The sequence below is a fragment of the Micromonospora sp. WMMD961 genome (genome assembly GCF_029626145.1).
Lineage (GTDB): Bacteria > Actinomycetota > Actinomycetes > Mycobacteriales > Micromonosporaceae > Micromonospora.
This window is the reverse complement of record NZ_JARUBJ010000002.1, coordinates 6,065,729-6,082,922: the sequence shown is the minus strand read 5'-3', so window position 1 is coordinate 6,082,922 and position 17,194 is coordinate 6,065,729. Positions and strand designations below refer to the sequence as shown.

Below are 17,194 nucleotides of genomic sequence, written 5' to 3'. Positions count from 1 at the left end.
GTGGCCAGGTCCGTGCGTGGACCGCGTCCGCGCCCGGCGCCCCTCCCAATGCCCAAGATCGCACTACTTCCGGGATGTAGTGGTTTCCACGCGGCAGGATGCCCCTACATCCCGGAAGTAGCACGATCTTGGCGTCGGGCGTCAGGCGTCAGGCTCCGGGCGTCGGGCGTCGGGCGTCGGGCGTGGCGGCGGGGTGTCTCGTGACTCGTTTGCGGCATCAGCTCCAAAGCACCCGACCGACCAGCCCTGCGAGCGTCGCTCACACGGCGGGTCGGTCGGGTGGCGGGTCGGTCGGTGGGGATCAGCCGCGCAGCCAGACGGTCACGTCGGTCGGGACCGCGCCGTCGTCGTCCAGGGGTGCGCTGGTGGCGAGCACCTCGGCACCGGCGGGCAACGGTACCGGGGCGGCACCGAAGTTGGTCAGCACGGTGAGCCCACCGTTGCGGAAGCGCAGCACGTCGTCGCCGGAGGACAGCCACTCGAGGGTGCCGCGGCCCAGCTTGTGGTCGCGGCGCAGGCGCAATGCCGTGCGGTACAGCTCGTACGTCGAGCCGGGCACGTCGCGCTGGCGGTCCAGCGCGTACTCCGCCCACAGCGACGGCTGCGGCAGCCAGCTCGCGTCGGTGGGCCCGAAGCCGTACGACGGGGCGTCGGCCTCCCACGGGATCGGCACCCGGCAGCCGTCCCGGCCGCGCTGGGTGTGCCCGGTGCGTGCCCAGGTCGGGTCCTGCCGAGCCTCGTCCGGCAGCGTGGTGTGCTCGGGGAGCCCCAGCTCCTCGCCCTGGTAGAGGTACGCCGAGCCGGGCAGGGCGAGCATCAGCATGGTTGCTGCCCGGGCCCGGCGCAGGCCGAGTGCGGCGTCCGGCTGCGGGTCGCCGATGCCGATGCCGTTGGGGCGGCCACCGCCGATCGGCAGGCCGAGCCGGGACGCGTGCCGTACGACGTCGTGGTTGGACAGCACCCAGGTGGTCGGTGCGCCGACCGAGTCGGTCGCCTCCAACGAGCGGGTGATCACCGCGTACTGGGCCGGCGCGGTCCACGCGGCGAGCAGGTACTCGAAGTTGAACGCCTGGTGCATCTCGTCCGGCCGGACGTAGCGGGCCAGCCGCTCCGCCGGTTCGACCCACGCCTCGGCGACCAGCACGCGCTCGCCCGGGTAGCTGTCCAGGACCTGCCGCCACTGCCGGTAGATCTCGTGCACACCCTCCTGGTCCCACATCGGCGGGCGCGGCTTGTCGATCTCGTTGCCGGAGAGGATCTCCTGCGGTTCCTGCCAGTCGGCCAGGTCGGCCTGCTTGACCAGGCCGTGCGCCACGTCGACCCGGAAGCCGTCCACCCCACGGTCCAACCAGAACCGCAGCACGTCCAGGAACTCGGCGTGCACCTCAGGGTTGTCCCAGTTGAGGTCCGGCTGGCCGGTGTCGAACAGGTGGAGGTACCACTGGCCGGGCTGCCCGTCCGGGTCCACCGTGCGGGTCCAGGCGGGTCCACCGAAGACGCTCTGCCAGTCGTTCGGCGGCTGGTCGCCGGCTGGGCCGAGCCCGTCGCGGAAGATGTACCGGGAGCGCTCCGGGCTTCCGGGCGGGGTGGGCAGGGCATCCTGGAACCAGCGGTGTGCCGAGGAGGTGTGGTTCGGGACCAGGTCCACGATCACCCGCAGGCCGCGGGACCGGGCCTCGGCGATCAGCTTGTCCGCGTCGGCGAGGCTTCCGAACAGTGGGTCGACGTCGCGGTAGTCGGCCACGTCGTAGCCGGCGTCGGCCTGCGGTGACGGGTAGAACGGGGAGAGCCACACCGCGTCCACGCCCAGCTCGACCAGGTGGTCGAGGCGGGCGGTGATGCCGGGCAGGTCACCGATGCCGTCGCCGTCCGAGTCGGCGAACGAGCGGGGGTAGATCTGGTAGATGGTCGCCTCGGTCCACCAGCCGGTGACCGGTGGACCGGCGGGGGTCTGCTGCGTCGGATCGGTGTTCAGGGTCTTCTCCCGTGTCTTGCCGTGGTTGAGGTTTCAGTGTGCCCGGGGTGGTGCGGTGGACTCCCGGACCACCAGCCGAGTGGGCAGGATCACCGGCGTGTCGCAACCGGCGCCGCGCTGGCCGACGACCGGTCCCAGGGTGCGGGCGCCGAGCGGGTCGAGCAGGATCCGCGCGGCCAATCTGCCCTGCTCGGCCGCGGGCTGGGCGACGGTGCTGAGCCCGAGTACGCCCGCCAGGTCGTGGTCGTCGATACCGATCACGCTGACGTCCTGCGGTACCCGCAAACCGGCGTCGCGCAACGCGGTCAGCGCGCCCATCGCCATCTCGTCGCAGGCCGCGACGATCGCGGTCGGCGGCGCGCCCCGGGCCAGCAGTTCGGCGGTGGCCCGGTTGCCGCCGTCGATGGTGAACGTCGACTCGACGTCCAGGCTCGGGTCGAGCCGCACACCCGCCGCCCGTAGCTCCGCCTGGTAGCCCCGGCGCCGGTCGAGGTGGGTGGTGAAGGCCAACTCGTCGTCCGGGTCGCCGGAGATGTGCGCGATCCGGTGGTGGCCGAGGTCGATGAGGTGCCGGGTGGCGGTTCGCGCGGCGGCCACGTCGTCGATCCGTACGCACGGCCACCGGGGCACCCGGCTGCCTGAACTGATGGTCACCCCGGGTAGGTCCAGGCTGGCCAGCGCGGTCAGGTCGGCCGGACGCAGCGGGGTGGCGACCAGCATGATGGCGTCGACCCGCTTGTGCAGGTTGGCCGTGCGCAGCACCCGCTGGCGTACCTGCTCCCGCCCGCCCAGGTTGTAGAGCAACAGGTCGTAGCCGGAATCGTGGAGGTGCTCCTCGACCGCCTCGACGACGGTGCTGAAGAACCACCGGGTGATCCGGGGGACCACCACCGCCACCGTGCCGGTCCGGCCACCGGCGAGCCGGGACGCGCTCGGCGACACCTCGTAGTCGAGTTGCTCGGCCGCGGCGAGCACTCTGCGCCGGGTGGCGGCCGAGACGGTCGGCAGCCCGCGTAGTGCCCGGGAGACGGTGGCCGTGGAGACCCCGGCCAGCCGGGCGACATCATCAATCCTCGTCACGGTTTCCCCCGCTCGGTGCCCGGCACCCGCCGCCGCCCGAGGGGCCAGGCGGCGGCGGGCGCGGGTCAGCCCTTGACGCTGCCGGCGAGCAGACCTCGCACGAAGAAGCGCTGCAGGGACAGGAAAACAACGAGAGGTACGACGATCGAGACGAACGCTCCGGCGGTCAACCGCTGCCACTCGTTGCCCCGGGTTCCGGCCAGCTCGGCCAGCCGCACCGTGAGCGGGGCGGTCTCGTCGCCGCCACCGGCGAAGATCAACGCGACGAGCAGGTCGTTCCAGACCCAGAGGAACTGGAAGATGCCGAACGCGGCCAGCGCCGGGGTGATCAGCGGCAGCACGATGGTGCGGAAGATCTTCGGGTGGGTGGCCCCGTCGACCCGTGCCGCCTCCATCAGGTCTCCCGGCAGCTGCGAGATGAAGTTGTGCAACAGGAAGACCGCGAACGGCAGTGCGAAGCACGTGTGCGCGAACCACACCTGGGCGAACTTCTGCTCGTCGACGAGGTCCCAGGCCGGCATCAGGGTGACGCCGCCGAGGGATACGCCGGTGGAGAAGAACCTCAACAGCGGAACCAGGGCCATCTGCAGGGGCACGATCTGCAACGCGAAGATCGCGATGTAGAGCCAGTCCCGACCCCGGAAGTTGATCCACGCCAGTGCGTACGCGGCGAGCGAGGCGAAGGCGAGCGGGAAGAGCACCGACGGGATGGTGATCGCCAGCGAGTTGATGAAGTAGCTGGCGAGCTGCCCGGAGGACGACGACCGCCCGAACAGGACCTGCTGGTAGTTCTCCAGCGTGAACTGCGGATTGGTGAACGCGGTCCACCAGCCGGTCGTCTTGATCTCGTCTTCGGGACGGAGAGAGGAGATGAACAGACCGAAGGTCGGGATGGTCCAGACCACAGCGATGACGATCGAGACGAGCGTCGCGGTTCGGCTGGTCAATCGTCTGCGGACCCGGCCGGCGGTGGTCGACGGGGTGCCGTCGGTCTTCTGTGTGCCGGCGGCGACGGTGGGCGTTGCGGTCGTCATCTCAGCCCTCCCGCTGTTGACGGAGGTTGCGGATCTGGTAGATCACGATGGGGATGACCAGGATGAAGAGGAAGACCGCAAGCGCGGAGCCCTGGCCGCTCTCGCCGTACCGGAAGGCCTGGTTGTACATCTCGTTGGCGATCACACTGGTGTCGTAGTTGCCGTTGGTCGTGGTCCGGACGATGTCGAAGACCTTGAGTGTGGCGATCGAGATCGTCACCACCACCACGATCAGCGCCGGCTGAATGCTCGGCATGGTGATCCGCCAGAACATCTGCCACGGGGTGACCCCGTCGAGCCGGGCGGCTTCCACGATGTCTCCGGGAATCGCCTTGATCGCGGCGGAGAGGATCACCATGGCGAAACCGGCCTGAATCCAGACCATGATGACGATCAGCAGCAGCGTGTTCAGCGGTGAGTTCAGGAGCCACTGCTTGGGCTCGCCACCGAGGCTGACGACGATCTGGTTGAGCAGGCCGATCTGGTCGCCGACGCCGCGGAAGGCGTAGACGAACTTCCAGATGATGCTGGCGCCGACGAAGGAGATGGCCATCGGCAGGAAGATCAGCGACTTTGCCACCGCCTCGAACCGGACCTTGTCCACCAGTACGGCGTAGATGAGGCCGAACACGGTCGCCACCAGTGGGACCAGGAGCACCCATACCAGGGTGTTGGTCAGGACTCGGACGATCGAGTCGTCGGAGAACATCCAGCCGTAGTTGCGCAGCCCCACCCAGTTGTCGCCACCCCGGTCCATCAGGGAGAGGATCGTGGTGCGGATGGCGGGTACGACCAGGCCGATCATGAGTAGCAGCAGCGTCGGCAGCAGGAAGAACAGCGCGAAGATGCCCTCTCGCTGTTTGGGCCGGCGCGGAAGTGGATTCCCACTCGTCGAGGCGGCGACGAGCTGCGCCTCCCGTCGTCGGGCAAACCACGCCGGCACGACGTCGAGCAGCAGCAGCAGGCCGCCCACCACCGCCACGAAGGCGACCAGCCCGTACAGCAGCATGAGGAGCTTCGGCTGCTCAGCGGCGAAGTCGAACTCCATCAACCCTCCCTTTCGGTCCACCTGGGCCGGTGGCCCGGCCCGCGATCGCGGGCCGGGCCACCGCCGGGATCACTTAGGCCAGCTGCTCTCGATGCCCTGGAGCACGGTCGCAGTGTCCTTGCCGTTGATCCAGTCGACCATGCCCTTCCAGAAGGTCCCCGCGCCGACAGCGGCCGGCATCAGGTCGGATCCGTCGAAGCGGAAGACGCCGGTCTTGTCCTGCAGGATCTGCACGGAGAGCTTGTCGATCGGGCTGGCGACGTTGGCGATGTCCAGCTTGTTGTTCGCCGTCACCCAGTTGCCGAGCTTCGCGCGGCTGTTCACGTACTCGGCCGAGGCGAGGTACGTCTGCACCGCCTGCACCTCGGGGCGGTCGGCGTAGGCGACGACGAACTCGCCAGCGCCCAGGACCGGCTTGCCCTTGGCCGCGTCGATGGCCGGGAAGTAGAACGCGAACGCGTCGCCGTCCTCGGCCACCTTGGTGCCCTCGGGGAACTGGTTGGCGTAGAACGACGCCTGCCGGTGCATCGCGCACTTGCCGTTGGTGATCGGCACGCCCGCCTCCTGGAAGGAGGTGGTGGCGATGCTCTTCACCCCACCGAAGCCGCCGTTGACGTACTTCTCGTTGCGGAGGATCGTGCCGGCCCGCTCCAGGGCGTCGGCGACCTTCGGGTCGTTGAACGGGATCCCGTGGGTGGTCCACTGGTCGTAGACCTCGGGGCCCTGCGTACGCAGCAGGACGTCCTCGATCCAGTCGGTGGCCGGCCAGCCGGTGGCGTCACCGGACTCGATGCCGGCGCACCACGGCTTCATGCCGCTGGCGGCGATCTTGTCGCTCAGGGCGATGAGCTGGTCCCAGCTGGTCGGAACCTCCCAGCCCTTCTCCTTGAACGTCTTCGGCGAGTACCAGACGAACGACTTCACGTTGGCGCCGAGCGGCACGCCGTAGAGCGTCCCGTTGACGGTGCCGTACTTCAGCCAGTCGGCCGGCATGTTCTGCTCGGCGAGGGCCTTGGTGTCGGCGCTCAGGCCCTTCAGCTTGCCGGCGTCCGCGAAACGCTTCACGAGGCCCGGCTGGGGCACGAAGGCGATGTCGGGCGCGTTGCCGCCGTCGACCCGGACGGGGAGCTGCGCCTCGAACTCGCCGCTGCCCTCGTAGTCGATCTCGATGCCGGTGCAGTCCGTGAACTGCGACCACGACCGCTCCAGCAGGTCGGCCTCGGCGTCACGGATGGACGCGTAGATGGAGACCTTCTTGCCGTCGTTGCCCTGGTACTTCTCGTATGCGGCGCACTCCGCGGAGCCCGCCTTGTCGCTCTTCTTGTCGTCGCCGGTACCGCAGGCGGTGGCGCTGAGCGCCAGCCCGAGTACACCGGCGATCACGAAGGCCTGGCGTGGTCTGGTAAAGACCGCCATGCCGTCCTCCTTCCTAGCCGGCGCGGTCGTGCTGATGACCCGTCGCCGGTCCGATTGGGCGTGCCACACATGTAAGCGCTTGCATCCGGTCCGGTCCACCCCCTGTCAGACACGAGCGAGTAACAATCCGGAAACCTGCGGGCTGCCTGGTGGGCGCGCTCCCGGCAGGAATCCCGGGCTCTTTCGAAGATTGACGATATCTGTCAGGCTGAGGCCACCCCATCGAAGGTTTTCGACATAGGAGGAGCTGTATGCGAAAGCGGTGGATCAGCCTGCTGGTGACGGGTCTGCTCGTCGGAGGCGTACTGGCGCCGGCGAGCCCGGCGCTGGCCGCACCGACCTTCAAGGTGCCCTTCCCGTGCGGCCAGTCCTGGTCCGGGCAGACCCGGTCGGGTCACAGCCCGGCGAACGCCGTCGACTTCAACCGCACCGACGACCTCGGCGACCCGGTCGTGGCCAGCGCTCCCGGCACGGTCGACCGGGTGACCGACCTGGGTGGCACCAGCTATGGCAAATACGTCCGAATCAACCACGGGGGCGGTTACAGCACCTACTACGCCCATCTCAACGGTTTCAACGTCTCGGTCGGCCAGACCGTCGGGTACGGCAAGGTGCTCGGCTGGGTTGGCAGCACCGGTGGCTCGACCGGCCCGCACCTGCACTACGAGCAGCGCCTCAACGGCGGCGACATCAAGGTGCGCTTCAACGGCACCCTCGCCCTCTACTGGGGCACCAAGACCTACACCAGCGACAACGGGTGCTCCTCGGGCAGCGGCAACGGCACGGTCGACACCAGCGGCACCCCGCTGACCGTCCGCTCCGGCCCCGGCACCGGGTACGCCTCGGTGGGCACCGTCGCCGACGGCACCCGGGTGACCATCGCCTGTCAGACCAGCGGCACCACGGTCACCGGCACGTACGGGACCAGTTCGATCTGGGACCGGATCGGCTCCGGCAGGTTCATCGCCGACGCGTACGTGTACACCGGGCACGACGGCTACATCCCGGGCGTCCCACGCTGTTGAGGGTGACCGGATGACGGTCTCCGGCGGGCTGAGCCGCCCGTCGGAGGCCCCCGGGTCAGGAGTTCAGCCGCCAGATCGACAGGTTCAACGCGGCGGCGAAGGTGACCCAGGCCCAGTAGGGCAGTAACAGCGCGCTCGCGACCCGGGACACCCGGGCGAACAGCACCACGGTGAGGCCGATGGCCAACCACATCACCACGATCTCGGCGAACGCCAACCCGTACTGCCCGGCGCCGAAGAACAGCGGCGTCCAGATGGCGTTGAGCACCAGTTGGGCGCTCCACGCCCAGAGGGCGGGGGAGAAGCCGACCCGCCGCCACACCAGCCAGCCGGCCACCGCGATCAGGGCGTACAGCAGCGACCAGACCGGACCGAACAGCCACGAGGGCGGCGCCCAGGCGGGCTGCCGCAGGCTCGCGTACTCGTCGGTGGTGCCCTGCACGCCCAGTCCGCCGACGGCGGCCGCGACGAAGACGGCAGCCGCGAAGCCGACGAGGGCCCACCACTGTCGGCGGCCGGACGTCGTCGGAGTGTCCCGAGATCTCTCCATAGTCAAGATGTTTCCGCACAACGGCGGGTCAAACCGCCCAGACAAGAAGGCGCCGGGATCGCCGCAGCCGGTGCTCCTGTCGGGAGGACGGAGCTCCGGTCGCGGCGACCCCGGCGGGTCCCGGTGGTACGCGGTGCGGACGTCAATTGAAGATGCTGACACCACCCGGGCCGACCAACAGCCCGACGACGATGAGGACGATGCCCCACAGGATCTGCCGGCGGAACAGCGCGAGGATGCCGGCGACCACGAGTACGACTGCGAGAATCCAGAGAATCAGCTCCATGACCTCTGACTACCCGACTGGCCGATCGGGGAAACCTGGTCGGTGTCGAGTTGATCGCCGACGTGGAAGACGCTGTACGCCTGCTTGATCACCGGGTGCGCGACGTTGCGCACGCGTACCCCGCCGGGGGTCGTGCCGCGCTCGGTGCCGGCGTGCGCGTGCCCGTGCAGGGCCAGCGCGGTGGGGGCCGAGTCGATCGCCTGCCCCAACTGGTACGACCCCAGGAACGGGTAGATCTCCAGCGGTTCGCCGGCCAGCGTGTCCGGCACCGGCGAGTAGTGGGTGAGTGCGACGAGCATGTCGCAGTCCAGCGAACGAAGCGCCGAGCCGAGGCGGTCGGCGCTCTCGTTGGTGGTCCGGACGAACGCCTTCATCTCCGGCTCGCCGAAGTCGCTCGCGCACCGCCCGGCGAACCCGCCGCCGAAGCCCTTGACGCCGGCGATGCCGAGCCGGCCGCCCGCGCAGTCGAGCACGACGCCGTTGCCCTCCAGTACGGTGATGCCGGCGTCCTCCAGCACCTTGACCACCTGCGGCACCTGATCGCACTGGTGGTCGTGGTTGCCGAGCACGGTCACCACCGGCACGGCCAGGCCGCCGAACTCCTCTGCCACGCAACGTGCCTCGGCCTCGGTGCCGTGCCGGGTCAGGTCACCGGCCAGCAGCAGCACGTCGGCGCAGTCCGGCAGTTCCTCCAGCGCGGGGCGGAACCGGCCGACCACGTCCTCGTCCAGATGTACGTCGCCCACGGCGGCGATCCGGATCACCATGGAACCTCCTTCAGGGCAGTTGCTCGATCTCCGTGGGCGCCTGGGCGCGGATCACCCCGATGTCACTGGTGATCGGCACGTCCGGGAAGCGCTCGGACACCCGGCGCAGGATCTCCTCCCGCCGGTGCGGGCTCTCCACCTCGCCGTAGAGCACGATGGCGCGCTCCCGCCGGACCACGGTGATCCCTTGTTCGGCGACGGCGGGATCCTCGGCGAGGAGCCGCTGGATCTCCGCTTCGACGTACTCGTCCGGTGGCCCGGCGTCGATGTCGCGATGGTGGGTCACGATGTCCCCTCTCCGGTCGGGGTGCCGGTGGCCGGCACCACCTCCAGCCGGTCCAGCAGCACCAGGAACGCCTCGGCGTACGGCGAGTGCTGCGTCTCCTTGCGTACCCGTTCCCAGTCGATCTGTTCCCGCAGTGAGCGGGCCAGCGGCAGGCCACGGGCGAAGTCGCAGTAGTGCTGGGAGAAGCTGAGCAGCTTGTGCACCATCAGTTGGGTGGCGGACAGGACCGGCATGTGGATCGCGTCCACCGGTCGGATGACCGTGTCGGCGAACGTCTCCTCGGTCACCGGCGTCTCGATCGGCCGGTGGATCAGGTCCACCATCCGACCGTCGTCGAAGACCTTCACCAGCCAGTCCTCCGGCGGGCGCTCGGCGACGAACCCGGCGGCCTCCAGAGCCTCCAGCGCCTGTTCGACGTCGGTCTCCCGGATCAGGAAGTCGACGTCGTGATCGCTGGAGTGGCCCCCGTGGGCGTAGACCGCGAAGCTGCCGCCCAGGGCGAACGGAATCTCGGACTGCTTGAGCACGGCGGCGACCTTCTTGAGGGTGTGCACCAGACTCTCGTCCCCGCGCTCAGCCATCTGGTTCCTCCGTCGTCGTGTTGGTGGACCGGCGGTTGGATTTCGAACTCCGGTACCCGGCATTCCGGTCGGTCACACCTGCTGGTGTCGCGGTCGGGCGTCAACAGGGATGAACCAGTGCAAAGCTCGCGGAGTAGGTGCGTGGGTCGGATAACCTGTGGAGAGTGGCCAGATCATCGGGGATGCGACGACGCAAGGCCCGATTGCGCACCGTCGCCCTGATCGGCATCGACGGTTCGGGCAAGACCACTCAGGCGCACCGGCTGGCTGACGCGCTGACCGCCGCCGGGCGCCCCGCCACCTACCGCCGTAACGCCAGCGGCCGGCGCTGGCTCGGCCGGCTCGCCCACCGGCTCGGCCGGCCGGACGCGCAACGGCTCGTCGGGCGCGACGGCGTGCTGGCGGTGGAGTCGGTGCTGCGTTGGCTCGCCATCGCCATAGCTCTGGTCAGTTGCCTGCTCACCGGACGGACAGCGGTGATGGACCGCTACTCGGCCTGCCAGTACGCGAGCATCCGCGCCCACGGCGGGCAACGCTGGGAGCGGTTGGCGCGGGCCGGCTACCGGCTCTTTCCGACGCCGCAGGTGACGTTCCTGCTCGCCGTCGACCCGGCGGAGGCGTACCGGCGGATCGAGGAGCGCGGCACCGACCACGAGACAATGGGCTGGCTGACCGCCGCCGACACCGCCTACCGCGCCCTTCCCGAATACCCGAGCTTCGTGCTGGTGGACGCGGGTCGCCCGGCCGAGGAGGTCACCGAGCAGATCCAGGCGCACCTGAAGACCTGGCTGCCGCCCTCGTCGTCGGTCCGGCCGCGAGACGCCGGCCCGTTGGCGACTCAGGCCCGCCCGTAGACCGGGACGGTGGCGCCGCTGGTCGGCGCGGACTCCGCCGACGCGAGGAAGCGGATCACCGACGCGATCTCGGCCGGGGGCACCCAGCGCGAGTGGTCGGCGTCGGGCTGGGCGGCCCGGTTGGCCGGGGTGTCGATGACGCTGGGGAGCACGGTGTTGCAGCGCACACCGCGGTGCCGGTACTCCACCGCGACCGCGTTGGCGAAAGCCAGCACCGCCGCCTTGGCCGTCACGTAGCCGGCCGCGCCGGGGAACGGGGCGACCGCCGCGCGGGCCGAGACGCAGACCACCGCGCCGCCGCCGGCCGATTCCAGGTGCGGCAGCGCGGCCTGGGTGACCAGGTAGGTCGGCCGCAGGTTGACGGTGAGCATCCGCTCGAAGACCTCGACCGGCGTCTCGTGCACCAGGCCACCGCTGGCATACCCGCCGACCAGGTTGACCACGGCCCGCAGTGGCGCTGTCGGTTCGCCGTCGGCGACCTCGACCGCCCGTGTCACGTCCGCCGGATCGCTCAGGTCCGCGACCAGTCGGACCACTCCCGCCGCCGGCTCCGACCCGGGCCGGGCCTGCCGCTCCGGTACGACCACCCGCCAGCCCGCCTCGAAGAACGCGGCAACGACCGCCCCGCCGAGCCCGCCGGTCCCCCCGGTCACCAACACGCTGCGCCCCACCATGCGCCCACGCTAGCGCCCCACCCCCGCCCCCACCCCGCGCCCTCCCCGTCAACCAGGACGTTGGTGCCGCGACACGCCGACCTGCGTGGCATCAACGTCATGATCGCGATCTGCCGTGGGCAGAGTGGTTGGTTCGTTCGGTGGTTGGGGGCGCAGGATCGGCGGATGCGGATTGTGATTCTTGGTGGCACCCGGTTCCTCGGCCGGACCCTGGCCCGGCTCGCCGTCGAGCAGGGCCACGACGTGACCTGTGCCGCCCGGGGTGTGTCCGGCGTCGTTCCGGCCGGGGCCACGTTCGTGCCGGTCGACCGGGATGATCCGGACGCGCTCGTTCCGCTCGCCGACGCCGGCTTCGACGCCGTGGTCGACGTGACCCGCCAGGTCAGTCACGCCCGGCACGCGCTCGCCGCACTCGCCGACCACGTCGGCCACTGGTCGTTCGTGTCCACGATCTCGGTGTACGCCGACAACACCACCCCGGGGCAGACCGCTGTCGACGCGCCGGTGCTGGCAGCGGCCCCGCCGGGCGTGGACGGACCGCTCGGCCCGGACCACCGCTGGTACGGCGAATGCAAGGTGAGCATCGAGCAGGCGGTTCGGGAGCGGGTGGGCGTGGACCGGTCGTTCGTCTGCCGGGCGGGGCTGATCGTCGGTGCCGAGGACCCGAGCGACCGCTTCCCGTACTGGGTGCGGCGACTGGCGGCCGGCGGCGAGGTTCTCGCGCCCGGACGTCCGACCGACCGGGTGCAGTTCGTGGACGTCGCCGACCTGGCGGGCTGGTTGCTGCACGCCGCCGGCACCCGCCTCGGCGGCACGTACGACGGCACCGGGCCGGCGATGACCCGGGCCGATTTCCTGGCCGGGGTAGCTGCCGGGCTGGACCTGCCCGACCCGGTCCTGACCTGGGTCGATCAGGATTTCCTGGCCGCCCATGATGTGCGCGAGTGGTCGGGGGAGCGGGCGCTGCCGCTCTGGGTGCGGCTGCCGGAGTCCGGCGGCCTGATGGACCGCGACGCTCGACCGGCTCTGGAGGCCGGGTTGGCGGTCCGGCCGTTGTCCGACACCGTTCGGGCGACCGCGTCCTGGATGGCAGCACAGCCGGCCGCCGTACGGCAGGGTGGTCTCGACCCGGCGGAGGAGGCGGCGGTCCTGCGGGAGTGGCAGGCTGTGCGGGACCGGTGATCTCGGCTGTCGACACTTTTCCCCACCCGGACAGTCATAGTTGACGCTCACGCCTGGTGAAAGTAAGTTTCATCCGTGGCGAAGAGTCCGAAGATTTCTGCGAGCCAGGAGCCCGGTGGGCTGATCGTCCACATCAGCGGGCTGTTGCCGTCGCTGTCGCCCGCCGAGCAGCGGGTGGCCCGGCTGGTCGTGTCCGACCCGGCAGCCGCCGCCCGGCGGACCATCACCGACCTCGCCACCGCAGCGGAGACATCCGAGGCGACCGTCATCCGATTCTGCCGTTCGGTGGGCATGGACGGTTACCCCCAACTGCGCATCCGCCTCGCTGCCGAGGCCGCCCGCCGGATCGAGCCGCCGGACGCCCGGGTGGTCGGCGGTGACATCCCGCCCGGTGCCGACCTCGCCCAGATCATCGCCACCATCGCGTTCAACGACGCCCGAGCGGTCGAGGAGACCGCCGAGCAACTCGACCCGGCCGTGTGCGAGCAGGTGGTCGAGGCGATCGGTGGCGCCGGTCGGATCGACATCTACGGTGCCGGCGCCAGTGGGTTCGTCGCCTCGGACTTCCAGCAGAAGCTGCACCGCATCGGCCGGATCGCCTTCTACTTCCCGGACGTGCACACCGCACTGACCTCGGCGGCCCTGCTCGGCCGGGGCGACGTCGCGATCGGCATCTCGCACACCGGCACCACCTCCGACGTGATCGAGGTGTTGGAGCAGGCCCGCACCCGGGGCGCCGTCACCGTGGCGCTGACCAACTTCCCCCGTTCACCGATCACCGAGGTGGCGGACTTCGTGCTGACCACAGCGGCCCGGGAGACCACCTACCGCTCCGGCGCGACGGCCAGCCGGCTGGCCCAGCTCACCGTGGTCGACTGCCTCTTCGTCGGGGTGGCCGCCCGCAACCGGGCACGGGCCCGTAAGGCGCTCGAGGCGACCGCCGAGGCGGTCCAGTCGCACCGGGTGGGTGCGAACCGGAGGCGGGCATGACGGCCGGCGCGGTGGAGCCGGACGAGGACATGCCCGCACCGCCCGCCCGCCCCACGGTCCGGGTGGGCGCGCCCACCGAGCGGCGCAACCCGCTCAGCGTCGACCTCGACCTGATGTCGACCCGGGACGTCCTCACCGTGATCAACGAAGCGGACCGGCGGGTGCCGGCGGCGGTCGCCGCGGTGCTCGACGAGATCGCCGCCACCGTCGACCTCGCGGTCGCGGCACTGCGCGGCGGTCACCGGGTGCACTACTTCGGTGCCGGCACCTCCGGCCGCCTCGGTGTGCTGGACGCGGCCGAACTCGCCCCCACCTTCAACTCGCCCCGGCACTGGTTCTGCGCCCACCTCGCCGGTGGCCCGGACGCCATGTGGCGGGCCGTGGAGGACGCCGAGGACGACGACCGGGTCGGCGCGGTCGAGGCGGCCAGTTGCGTACGCGCCGGTGACCTGGTGGTCGGTCTGGCGGCCAGTGGACGCACCCCGTACGTCCTCGGGGCGCTCGCCGCGGCGCGCGCCAAGGGTGCTTCGACGGTGCTGCTCTGCGCCAATCCGGAGGCGGAGGCCGCCCGGTCGGTCGACGTGTTCATCGGGGTGGACACCGGACCCGAGGTGGTCACCGGGTCGACCCGGATGAAGGCGGGCACGGCGCAGAAGTTGGTGCTCAACGCGTTCTCGACAGCCGTCATGGTGCGCCTGGGGCGGGTCTACTCGAACCTCATGATCGATATGGTCGCCACCAACGCGAAGCTCCGGGGCCGAATGATCTCGATTCTGGTCGAGGCCACCGGCTGCTCCGAGCAGGTCTCCCAGCAAGCCCTCGCCGAGGCCGACGGCGACCTGAAGACTGCGCTCGTCTCCCTGGTCTCCGGGGCCGAGGTCGACGCCGCCCGGGCCGCGCTGGCCCGCTCCGCCGACCAGGTACGCGGAGCTCTCGCCCTGCTCGCCCGCTGACGCCGCCCGCCATCGGGAAGCGAACCGGCCCTCGGATTGTTCATCTGGCCCGGGGGTAATAACACTCCCGATGGATGAACCGACCGGTCCGCCGCTGCGTATCTGCCAGTGACCAGGATCGCAGCGCGGTGGTGACCCGGGTCGCTGTGCCTTCGCGGCTGGTGGTGTTGCCATGGTGCGGTGACCCGTGCGTGGTGCCCAAAGGTGAGCCGCCCGACGGGGTGCTGACAGCAAACATGGACCGTGCTCTCAGCTACTACTCAGGCATTCGTGACACTTTCGACTCACGAGACGGAATCCCCGACACGTCTCATCTGTTGTGTAGGTGTCAGCACCGCTGGGCACAGCAGAAGTTACCAGGGGTTGACGGACGTGGGGAATGGCAAGGAACCGGGCAACCGGCGCGAGCGAGGGGACCGTGGGCAACGTGGACAAGAACATCGGCATGCGAACCGACGAGGTTGCCGAGGAGCGCGACCTGGTCGGCGTCTACCTGCACGAGATCTCCCGGACGCCACTGCTGGACGCCGCCAAGGAGGTTGATCTCTCCAAGGCGATCGAGGCCGGCCTCTACGCCGAGCACCTGCTCGGTGAGGACGCTGTCCCCGCCGGTGTCGACCGGGCCGACCTGGAGTGGCTGGTCGTCGAGGGGGAGCGGGCGAAGGACCTCTTCATCCGCGCCAACCTCCGACTGGTCGTGTCGATCGCCCGCCGATACGTGCGGTCGGGCATGCCCATGCTGGACCTGATCCAGGAGGGCAACACCGGCCTGGTCCGGGCGGTCGAGAAGTTCGACTACGAGCGCGGCTACAAGTTCTCCACCTATGCGACGTGGTGGATCCGCCAGGCGATCAGCCGGGCGATCGCCCAGCAGGAACGCACCGTCCGTCTGCCGGTGCACCTGGTGGAGGACGTCAACCGGATGCGCAACGTCGCCCGGCAGCTGACCCGTGAGTTGGGCAGCGACCCTGAGCCGGAGCAGATCGCGGCGGCGCTCGGCGTCACCGTCGAGCGGGTGAACGAGTTGCGTCGCTGGTCGCAGGACACCGTCTCGCTGGACACCCCGGTGGGCGACGACGGCGACACCAACCTCGGTGACCTGGTCGCCGACAGTGACGCGCCGTCGCCGGAGGACATCGTCCTCAGCGGTCTGGAGCGGCAGCGCATCGAAGGGCTGCTCAACCACCTCGACGACCGGTCCGCCGGCATCATGCGGGCCCGCTACGGGCTGGAGGACGGCCGGGAGCACTCGCTCACCGAGGTCGCCTCCCGGTTCTCGCTGTCCCGTGAGCGGATCCGACAGCTGGAGATCCAGGCGCTCGGCCGGCTGCGTGAGCTGGCCCGGGCGGAGGGGCTGCAGGCAGCCTGACCTGGTAGTAATGACGGCGAACGGCCGGCGTCCGATAGGGGGACGCCGGCCGTTCAGCGTCGTCGGCCGGCTAGCGGACCCGGCCGTAGCCCTGGATGGGCATCATGTTCATGCCCCGCTTGAGCACATTGCGGCCGGCACTCGGCGCGTCGATCACCTGGCCGTCGCCCACGTACAGCGCGACGTGCCCGAGCCCGCTGTAGAACACCAGGTCACCCGGGCGCAGATCGCCGCGACCGATGTGGGCCACCGCGCTCCACTGCATCCGCGTGTTGTGCGGTAGCGACCTTCCGGCCGCCCGCCAGGCCGCCGAGGTGAGCCCGGAACAGTCGTAGCCGTTCGGCCCGTCGCCGGCCCAGACGTACGGCTTGCCGATCGCGCCGAACGCGTAGCGCACCGCCGCGCCGGCGTCGCCGGCCACCGCGGGCACGTTCTTGGCCTCGGCCACCGCGGCCTTGGGCTCGGGTCGTTCGGTCGCCGCCCCGTACGCCTGCCGGCGCAGCTCGTACAGCCCGGCCAGATCCTGCTCGATCTGCTTCTTGGCCGTCGCGAGCTGACGGGCCTGCGCGGCCTGCCGGGTCAGCGTGGCATCCAGTCGGGCCTTCTCGCCCAGCAGCCGTCGCTGGTCGGCGGTGTAGCCGGAGATGCGCTCCTGCCGCTGGCGGGTCAGTTGGTCAAGCGTGCCGAGGCGGTCCAGCAGTGCCGTGGCGCCGTCGGAGCCCAGCAGGGCGTCGGCGGTTCGCAGGCCTCCGCTCTTGTACGCGGTGCTGGCCAACTCGGCCACGTCGGCCTGGCTCTGCTTGGCCTGTTCTTCCAGTGGGCCGATACGGGCCTGTAATCGGGCCACCGCGGCCTCGTTGGTCTTGATCTCCTCGCGCAGTTTGTTGTACGACTCGACGACCCGCTCCAACTCGGTCGAGGACGTCTCGATCCGGCGGGTCAGGTCGGCGGGAGACGGCTCGGCGCGGGCCACCGCCGTCGGGGCGATCAGCGCGGCCGACATGCCGGCCAGTGCCATGGTGCGCAGCAGGTTTCTCAGGGATGACAAGAGCGAAAGGCCCCTCTCCCACGGCCGCCGGGGCTGCTGACGCCCTCGGCGACACCGGCCGGGGCCACCCGGGCGG

The 17,194-nt window shown here is 70.3% G+C and carries 18 protein-coding genes; 6 read left to right on the top strand and 12 right to left on the bottom strand.

Annotation, left to right across the window (positions count from 1 at the left end):
• Positions 1-301 precede the first annotated feature (301 nt).
• The 5 genes from O7614_RS27745 to O7614_RS27725 form a co-directional block, all read right to left on the bottom strand.
• On the bottom strand, positions 302-1,975 hold the full coding sequence (locus O7614_RS27745; protein WP_278142403.1) for a glycoside hydrolase family 13 protein: 1,674 nt from the start codon (positions 1,973-1,975) through the stop codon (positions 302-304).
• A gap of 33 nt (positions 1,976-2,008) precedes the next feature.
• Entirely contained in the window at positions 2,009-3,055 is a 1,047-nt protein-coding gene (locus O7614_RS27740; RefSeq protein WP_278141349.1) for a LacI family DNA-binding transcriptional regulator, read from the bottom strand.
• Positions 3,056-3,120: 65 nt separating this feature from the next.
• Positions 3,121-4,089 carry a carbohydrate ABC transporter permease gene (locus O7614_RS27735; protein ID WP_278141348.1) on the bottom strand — a complete coding sequence of 323 codons (969 nt, stop codon included), beginning with the start codon at positions 4,087-4,089 and terminating at the stop codon, positions 3,121-3,123.
• A 1-nt stretch (position 4,090) separates the two neighbouring features.
• On the bottom strand, positions 4,091-5,137 hold the full coding sequence (locus tag O7614_RS27730; protein ID WP_278141347.1) for a sugar ABC transporter permease: 1,047 nt from the start codon (positions 5,135-5,137) through the stop codon (positions 4,091-4,093).
• A gap of 69 nt (positions 5,138-5,206) precedes the next feature.
• Positions 5,207-6,553 (bottom strand): ABC transporter substrate-binding protein, encoded by a 1,347-nt coding sequence (locus O7614_RS27725; protein WP_278141346.1) that lies wholly within the window; start codon positions 6,551-6,553, stop codon positions 5,207-5,209.
• Positions 6,554-6,804: 251 nt separating this feature from the next.
• Between O7614_RS27725 and O7614_RS27720 the strand changes: the two genes are divergently transcribed.
• A complete protein-coding gene (locus tag O7614_RS27720; RefSeq protein WP_278141345.1) occupies positions 6,805-7,578 on the top strand; it encodes a peptidoglycan DD-metalloendopeptidase family protein in 774 nt (257 codons plus the stop codon).
• Between the two features lie 55 nt (positions 7,579-7,633).
• Here O7614_RS27720 and O7614_RS27715 read toward each other — a convergent pair whose 3' ends face one another.
• From O7614_RS27715 to O7614_RS27695, 5 genes are all read right to left on the bottom strand, one after another.
• Positions 7,634-8,128 (bottom strand): TspO/MBR family protein, encoded by a 495-nt coding sequence (locus O7614_RS27715; RefSeq protein ID WP_278141344.1) that lies wholly within the window; start codon positions 8,126-8,128, stop codon positions 7,634-7,636.
• A 142-nt stretch (positions 8,129-8,270) separates the two neighbouring features.
• The gene (locus O7614_RS27710; RefSeq protein ID WP_007464364.1) at positions 8,271-8,414 is read right to left on the bottom strand and encodes a GPGG-motif small membrane protein; all 144 of its coding nucleotides are present in this window, start codon (positions 8,412-8,414) and stop codon (positions 8,271-8,273) included.
• Positions 8,405-9,181: a metallophosphoesterase gene (locus O7614_RS27705; protein WP_278141343.1), complete on the bottom strand. Its 777-nt coding sequence runs from the start codon at positions 9,179-9,181 to the stop codon at positions 8,405-8,407. Before O7614_RS27705 ends, O7614_RS27710 begins: the two co-directional genes overlap by 10 nt.
• Positions 9,182-9,191: 10 nt before the next feature.
• Positions 9,192-9,467, bottom strand: a complete 276-nt coding sequence (locus tag O7614_RS27700; RefSeq protein ID WP_278141342.1) for a hypothetical protein — start codon at positions 9,465-9,467, stop codon at positions 9,192-9,194.
• Positions 9,464-10,111 (bottom strand): nucleotidyltransferase, encoded by a 648-nt coding sequence (locus tag O7614_RS27695; protein ID WP_347404380.1) that lies wholly within the window; start codon positions 10,109-10,111, stop codon positions 9,464-9,466. Before O7614_RS27695 ends, O7614_RS27700 begins: the two co-directional genes overlap by 4 nt.
• 119 nt (positions 10,112-10,230) lie before the next feature.
• On the opposite strand from O7614_RS27695, the gene O7614_RS27690 reads away from it, so the two are divergent.
• Positions 10,231-10,902 carry a thymidylate kinase gene (locus O7614_RS27690; protein WP_278142402.1) on the top strand — a complete coding sequence of 224 codons (672 nt, stop codon included), beginning with the start codon at positions 10,231-10,233 and terminating at the stop codon, positions 10,900-10,902.
• Here the strand turns inward: O7614_RS27690 and O7614_RS27685 are convergent.
• The gene (locus O7614_RS27685) at positions 10,887-11,576 is read right to left on the bottom strand and encodes an SDR family NAD(P)-dependent oxidoreductase (protein ID WP_278141340.1); all 690 of its coding nucleotides are present in this window, start codon (positions 11,574-11,576) and stop codon (positions 10,887-10,889) included. The two genes, O7614_RS27690 and O7614_RS27685, sit on opposite strands and share 16 nt — an antisense overlap.
• A 165-nt stretch (positions 11,577-11,741) precedes the next feature.
• Between O7614_RS27685 and O7614_RS27680 the strand changes: the two genes are divergently transcribed.
• The 4 genes from O7614_RS27680 (at position 11,742) to O7614_RS27665 (ending at position 16,070) form a co-directional block, all read left to right on the top strand.
• On the top strand, positions 11,742-12,758 hold the full coding sequence (locus O7614_RS27680; RefSeq protein WP_278141339.1) for an NAD-dependent epimerase/dehydratase family protein: 1,017 nt from the start codon (positions 11,742-11,744) through the stop codon (positions 12,756-12,758).
• Between the two features lie 75 nt (positions 12,759-12,833).
• A complete protein-coding gene (locus O7614_RS27675) occupies positions 12,834-13,748 on the top strand; it encodes a MurR/RpiR family transcriptional regulator (protein ID WP_278141338.1) in 915 nt (304 codons plus the stop codon).
• On the top strand, positions 13,745-14,701 hold the full coding sequence (gene murQ / locus O7614_RS27670; RefSeq protein ID WP_278141337.1) for an N-acetylmuramic acid 6-phosphate etherase: 957 nt from the start codon (positions 13,745-13,747) through the stop codon (positions 14,699-14,701). The genes O7614_RS27675 and murQ overlap by 4 nt, the downstream gene beginning before the upstream one ends.
• Before the next feature lie 379 nt (positions 14,702-15,080).
• Entirely contained in the window at positions 15,081-16,070 is a 990-nt protein-coding gene (locus O7614_RS27665; protein ID WP_088987946.1) for a sigma-70 family RNA polymerase sigma factor, read from the top strand.
• A 70-nt stretch (positions 16,071-16,140) separates the two neighbouring features.
• Here the strand turns inward: O7614_RS27665 and O7614_RS27660 are convergent, their stop codons facing one another.
• Positions 16,141-17,118 (bottom strand): C40 family peptidase, encoded by a 978-nt coding sequence (locus O7614_RS27660; protein ID WP_278141336.1) that lies wholly within the window; start codon positions 17,116-17,118, stop codon positions 16,141-16,143.
• Positions 17,119-17,194 lie beyond the last annotated feature (76 nt).

Bases quoted from the DNA above. Each gene is read 5' to 3' on its own strand.
- O7614_RS27735 (WP_278141348.1), bottom strand. From the start codon at position 4,089: ATGACGACCGCAACGCCCACCGTCGCCGCCGGCACACAGAAGACCGAC.
- O7614_RS27680 (WP_278141339.1), top strand. From the start codon at position 11,742: ATGCGGATTGTGATTCTTGGTGGCACCCGGTTCCTCGGCCGGACCCTG.
- murQ (WP_278141337.1), top strand. From the start codon at position 13,745: ATGACGGCCGGCGCGGTGGAGCCGGACGAGGACATGCCCGCACCGCCC.
- O7614_RS27685 (WP_278141340.1), bottom strand. From the start codon at position 11,576: ATGGTGGGGCGCAGCGTGTTGGTGACCGGGGGGACCGGCGGGCTCGGC.
- O7614_RS27725 (WP_278141346.1), bottom strand. From the start codon at position 6,553: ATGGCGGTCTTTACCAGACCACGCCAGGCCTTCGTGATCGCCGGTGTA.
- O7614_RS27720 (WP_278141345.1), top strand. From the start codon at position 6,805: ATGCGAAAGCGGTGGATCAGCCTGCTGGTGACGGGTCTGCTCGTCGGA.
- O7614_RS27705 (WP_278141343.1), bottom strand. From the start codon at position 9,181: ATGGTGATCCGGATCGCCGCCGTGGGCGACGTACATCTGGACGAGGAC.
- O7614_RS27715 (WP_278141344.1), bottom strand. From the start codon at position 8,128: ATGGAGAGATCTCGGGACACTCCGACGACGTCCGGCCGCCGACAGTGG.
- O7614_RS27695 (WP_347404380.1), bottom strand. From the start codon at position 10,111: ATGCCGGGTACCGGAGTTCGAAATCCAACCGCCGGTCCACCAACACGA.
- O7614_RS27730 (WP_278141347.1), bottom strand. From the start codon at position 5,137: ATGGAGTTCGACTTCGCCGCTGAGCAGCCGAAGCTCCTCATGCTGCTG.
- O7614_RS27710 (WP_007464364.1), bottom strand. From the start codon at position 8,414: ATGGAGCTGATTCTCTGGATTCTCGCAGTCGTACTCGTGGTCGCCGGC.
- O7614_RS27665 (WP_088987946.1), top strand. From the start codon at position 15,081: ATGGCAAGGAACCGGGCAACCGGCGCGAGCGAGGGGACCGTGGGCAAC.
- O7614_RS27690 (WP_278142402.1), top strand. From the start codon at position 10,231: ATGCGACGACGCAAGGCCCGATTGCGCACCGTCGCCCTGATCGGCATC.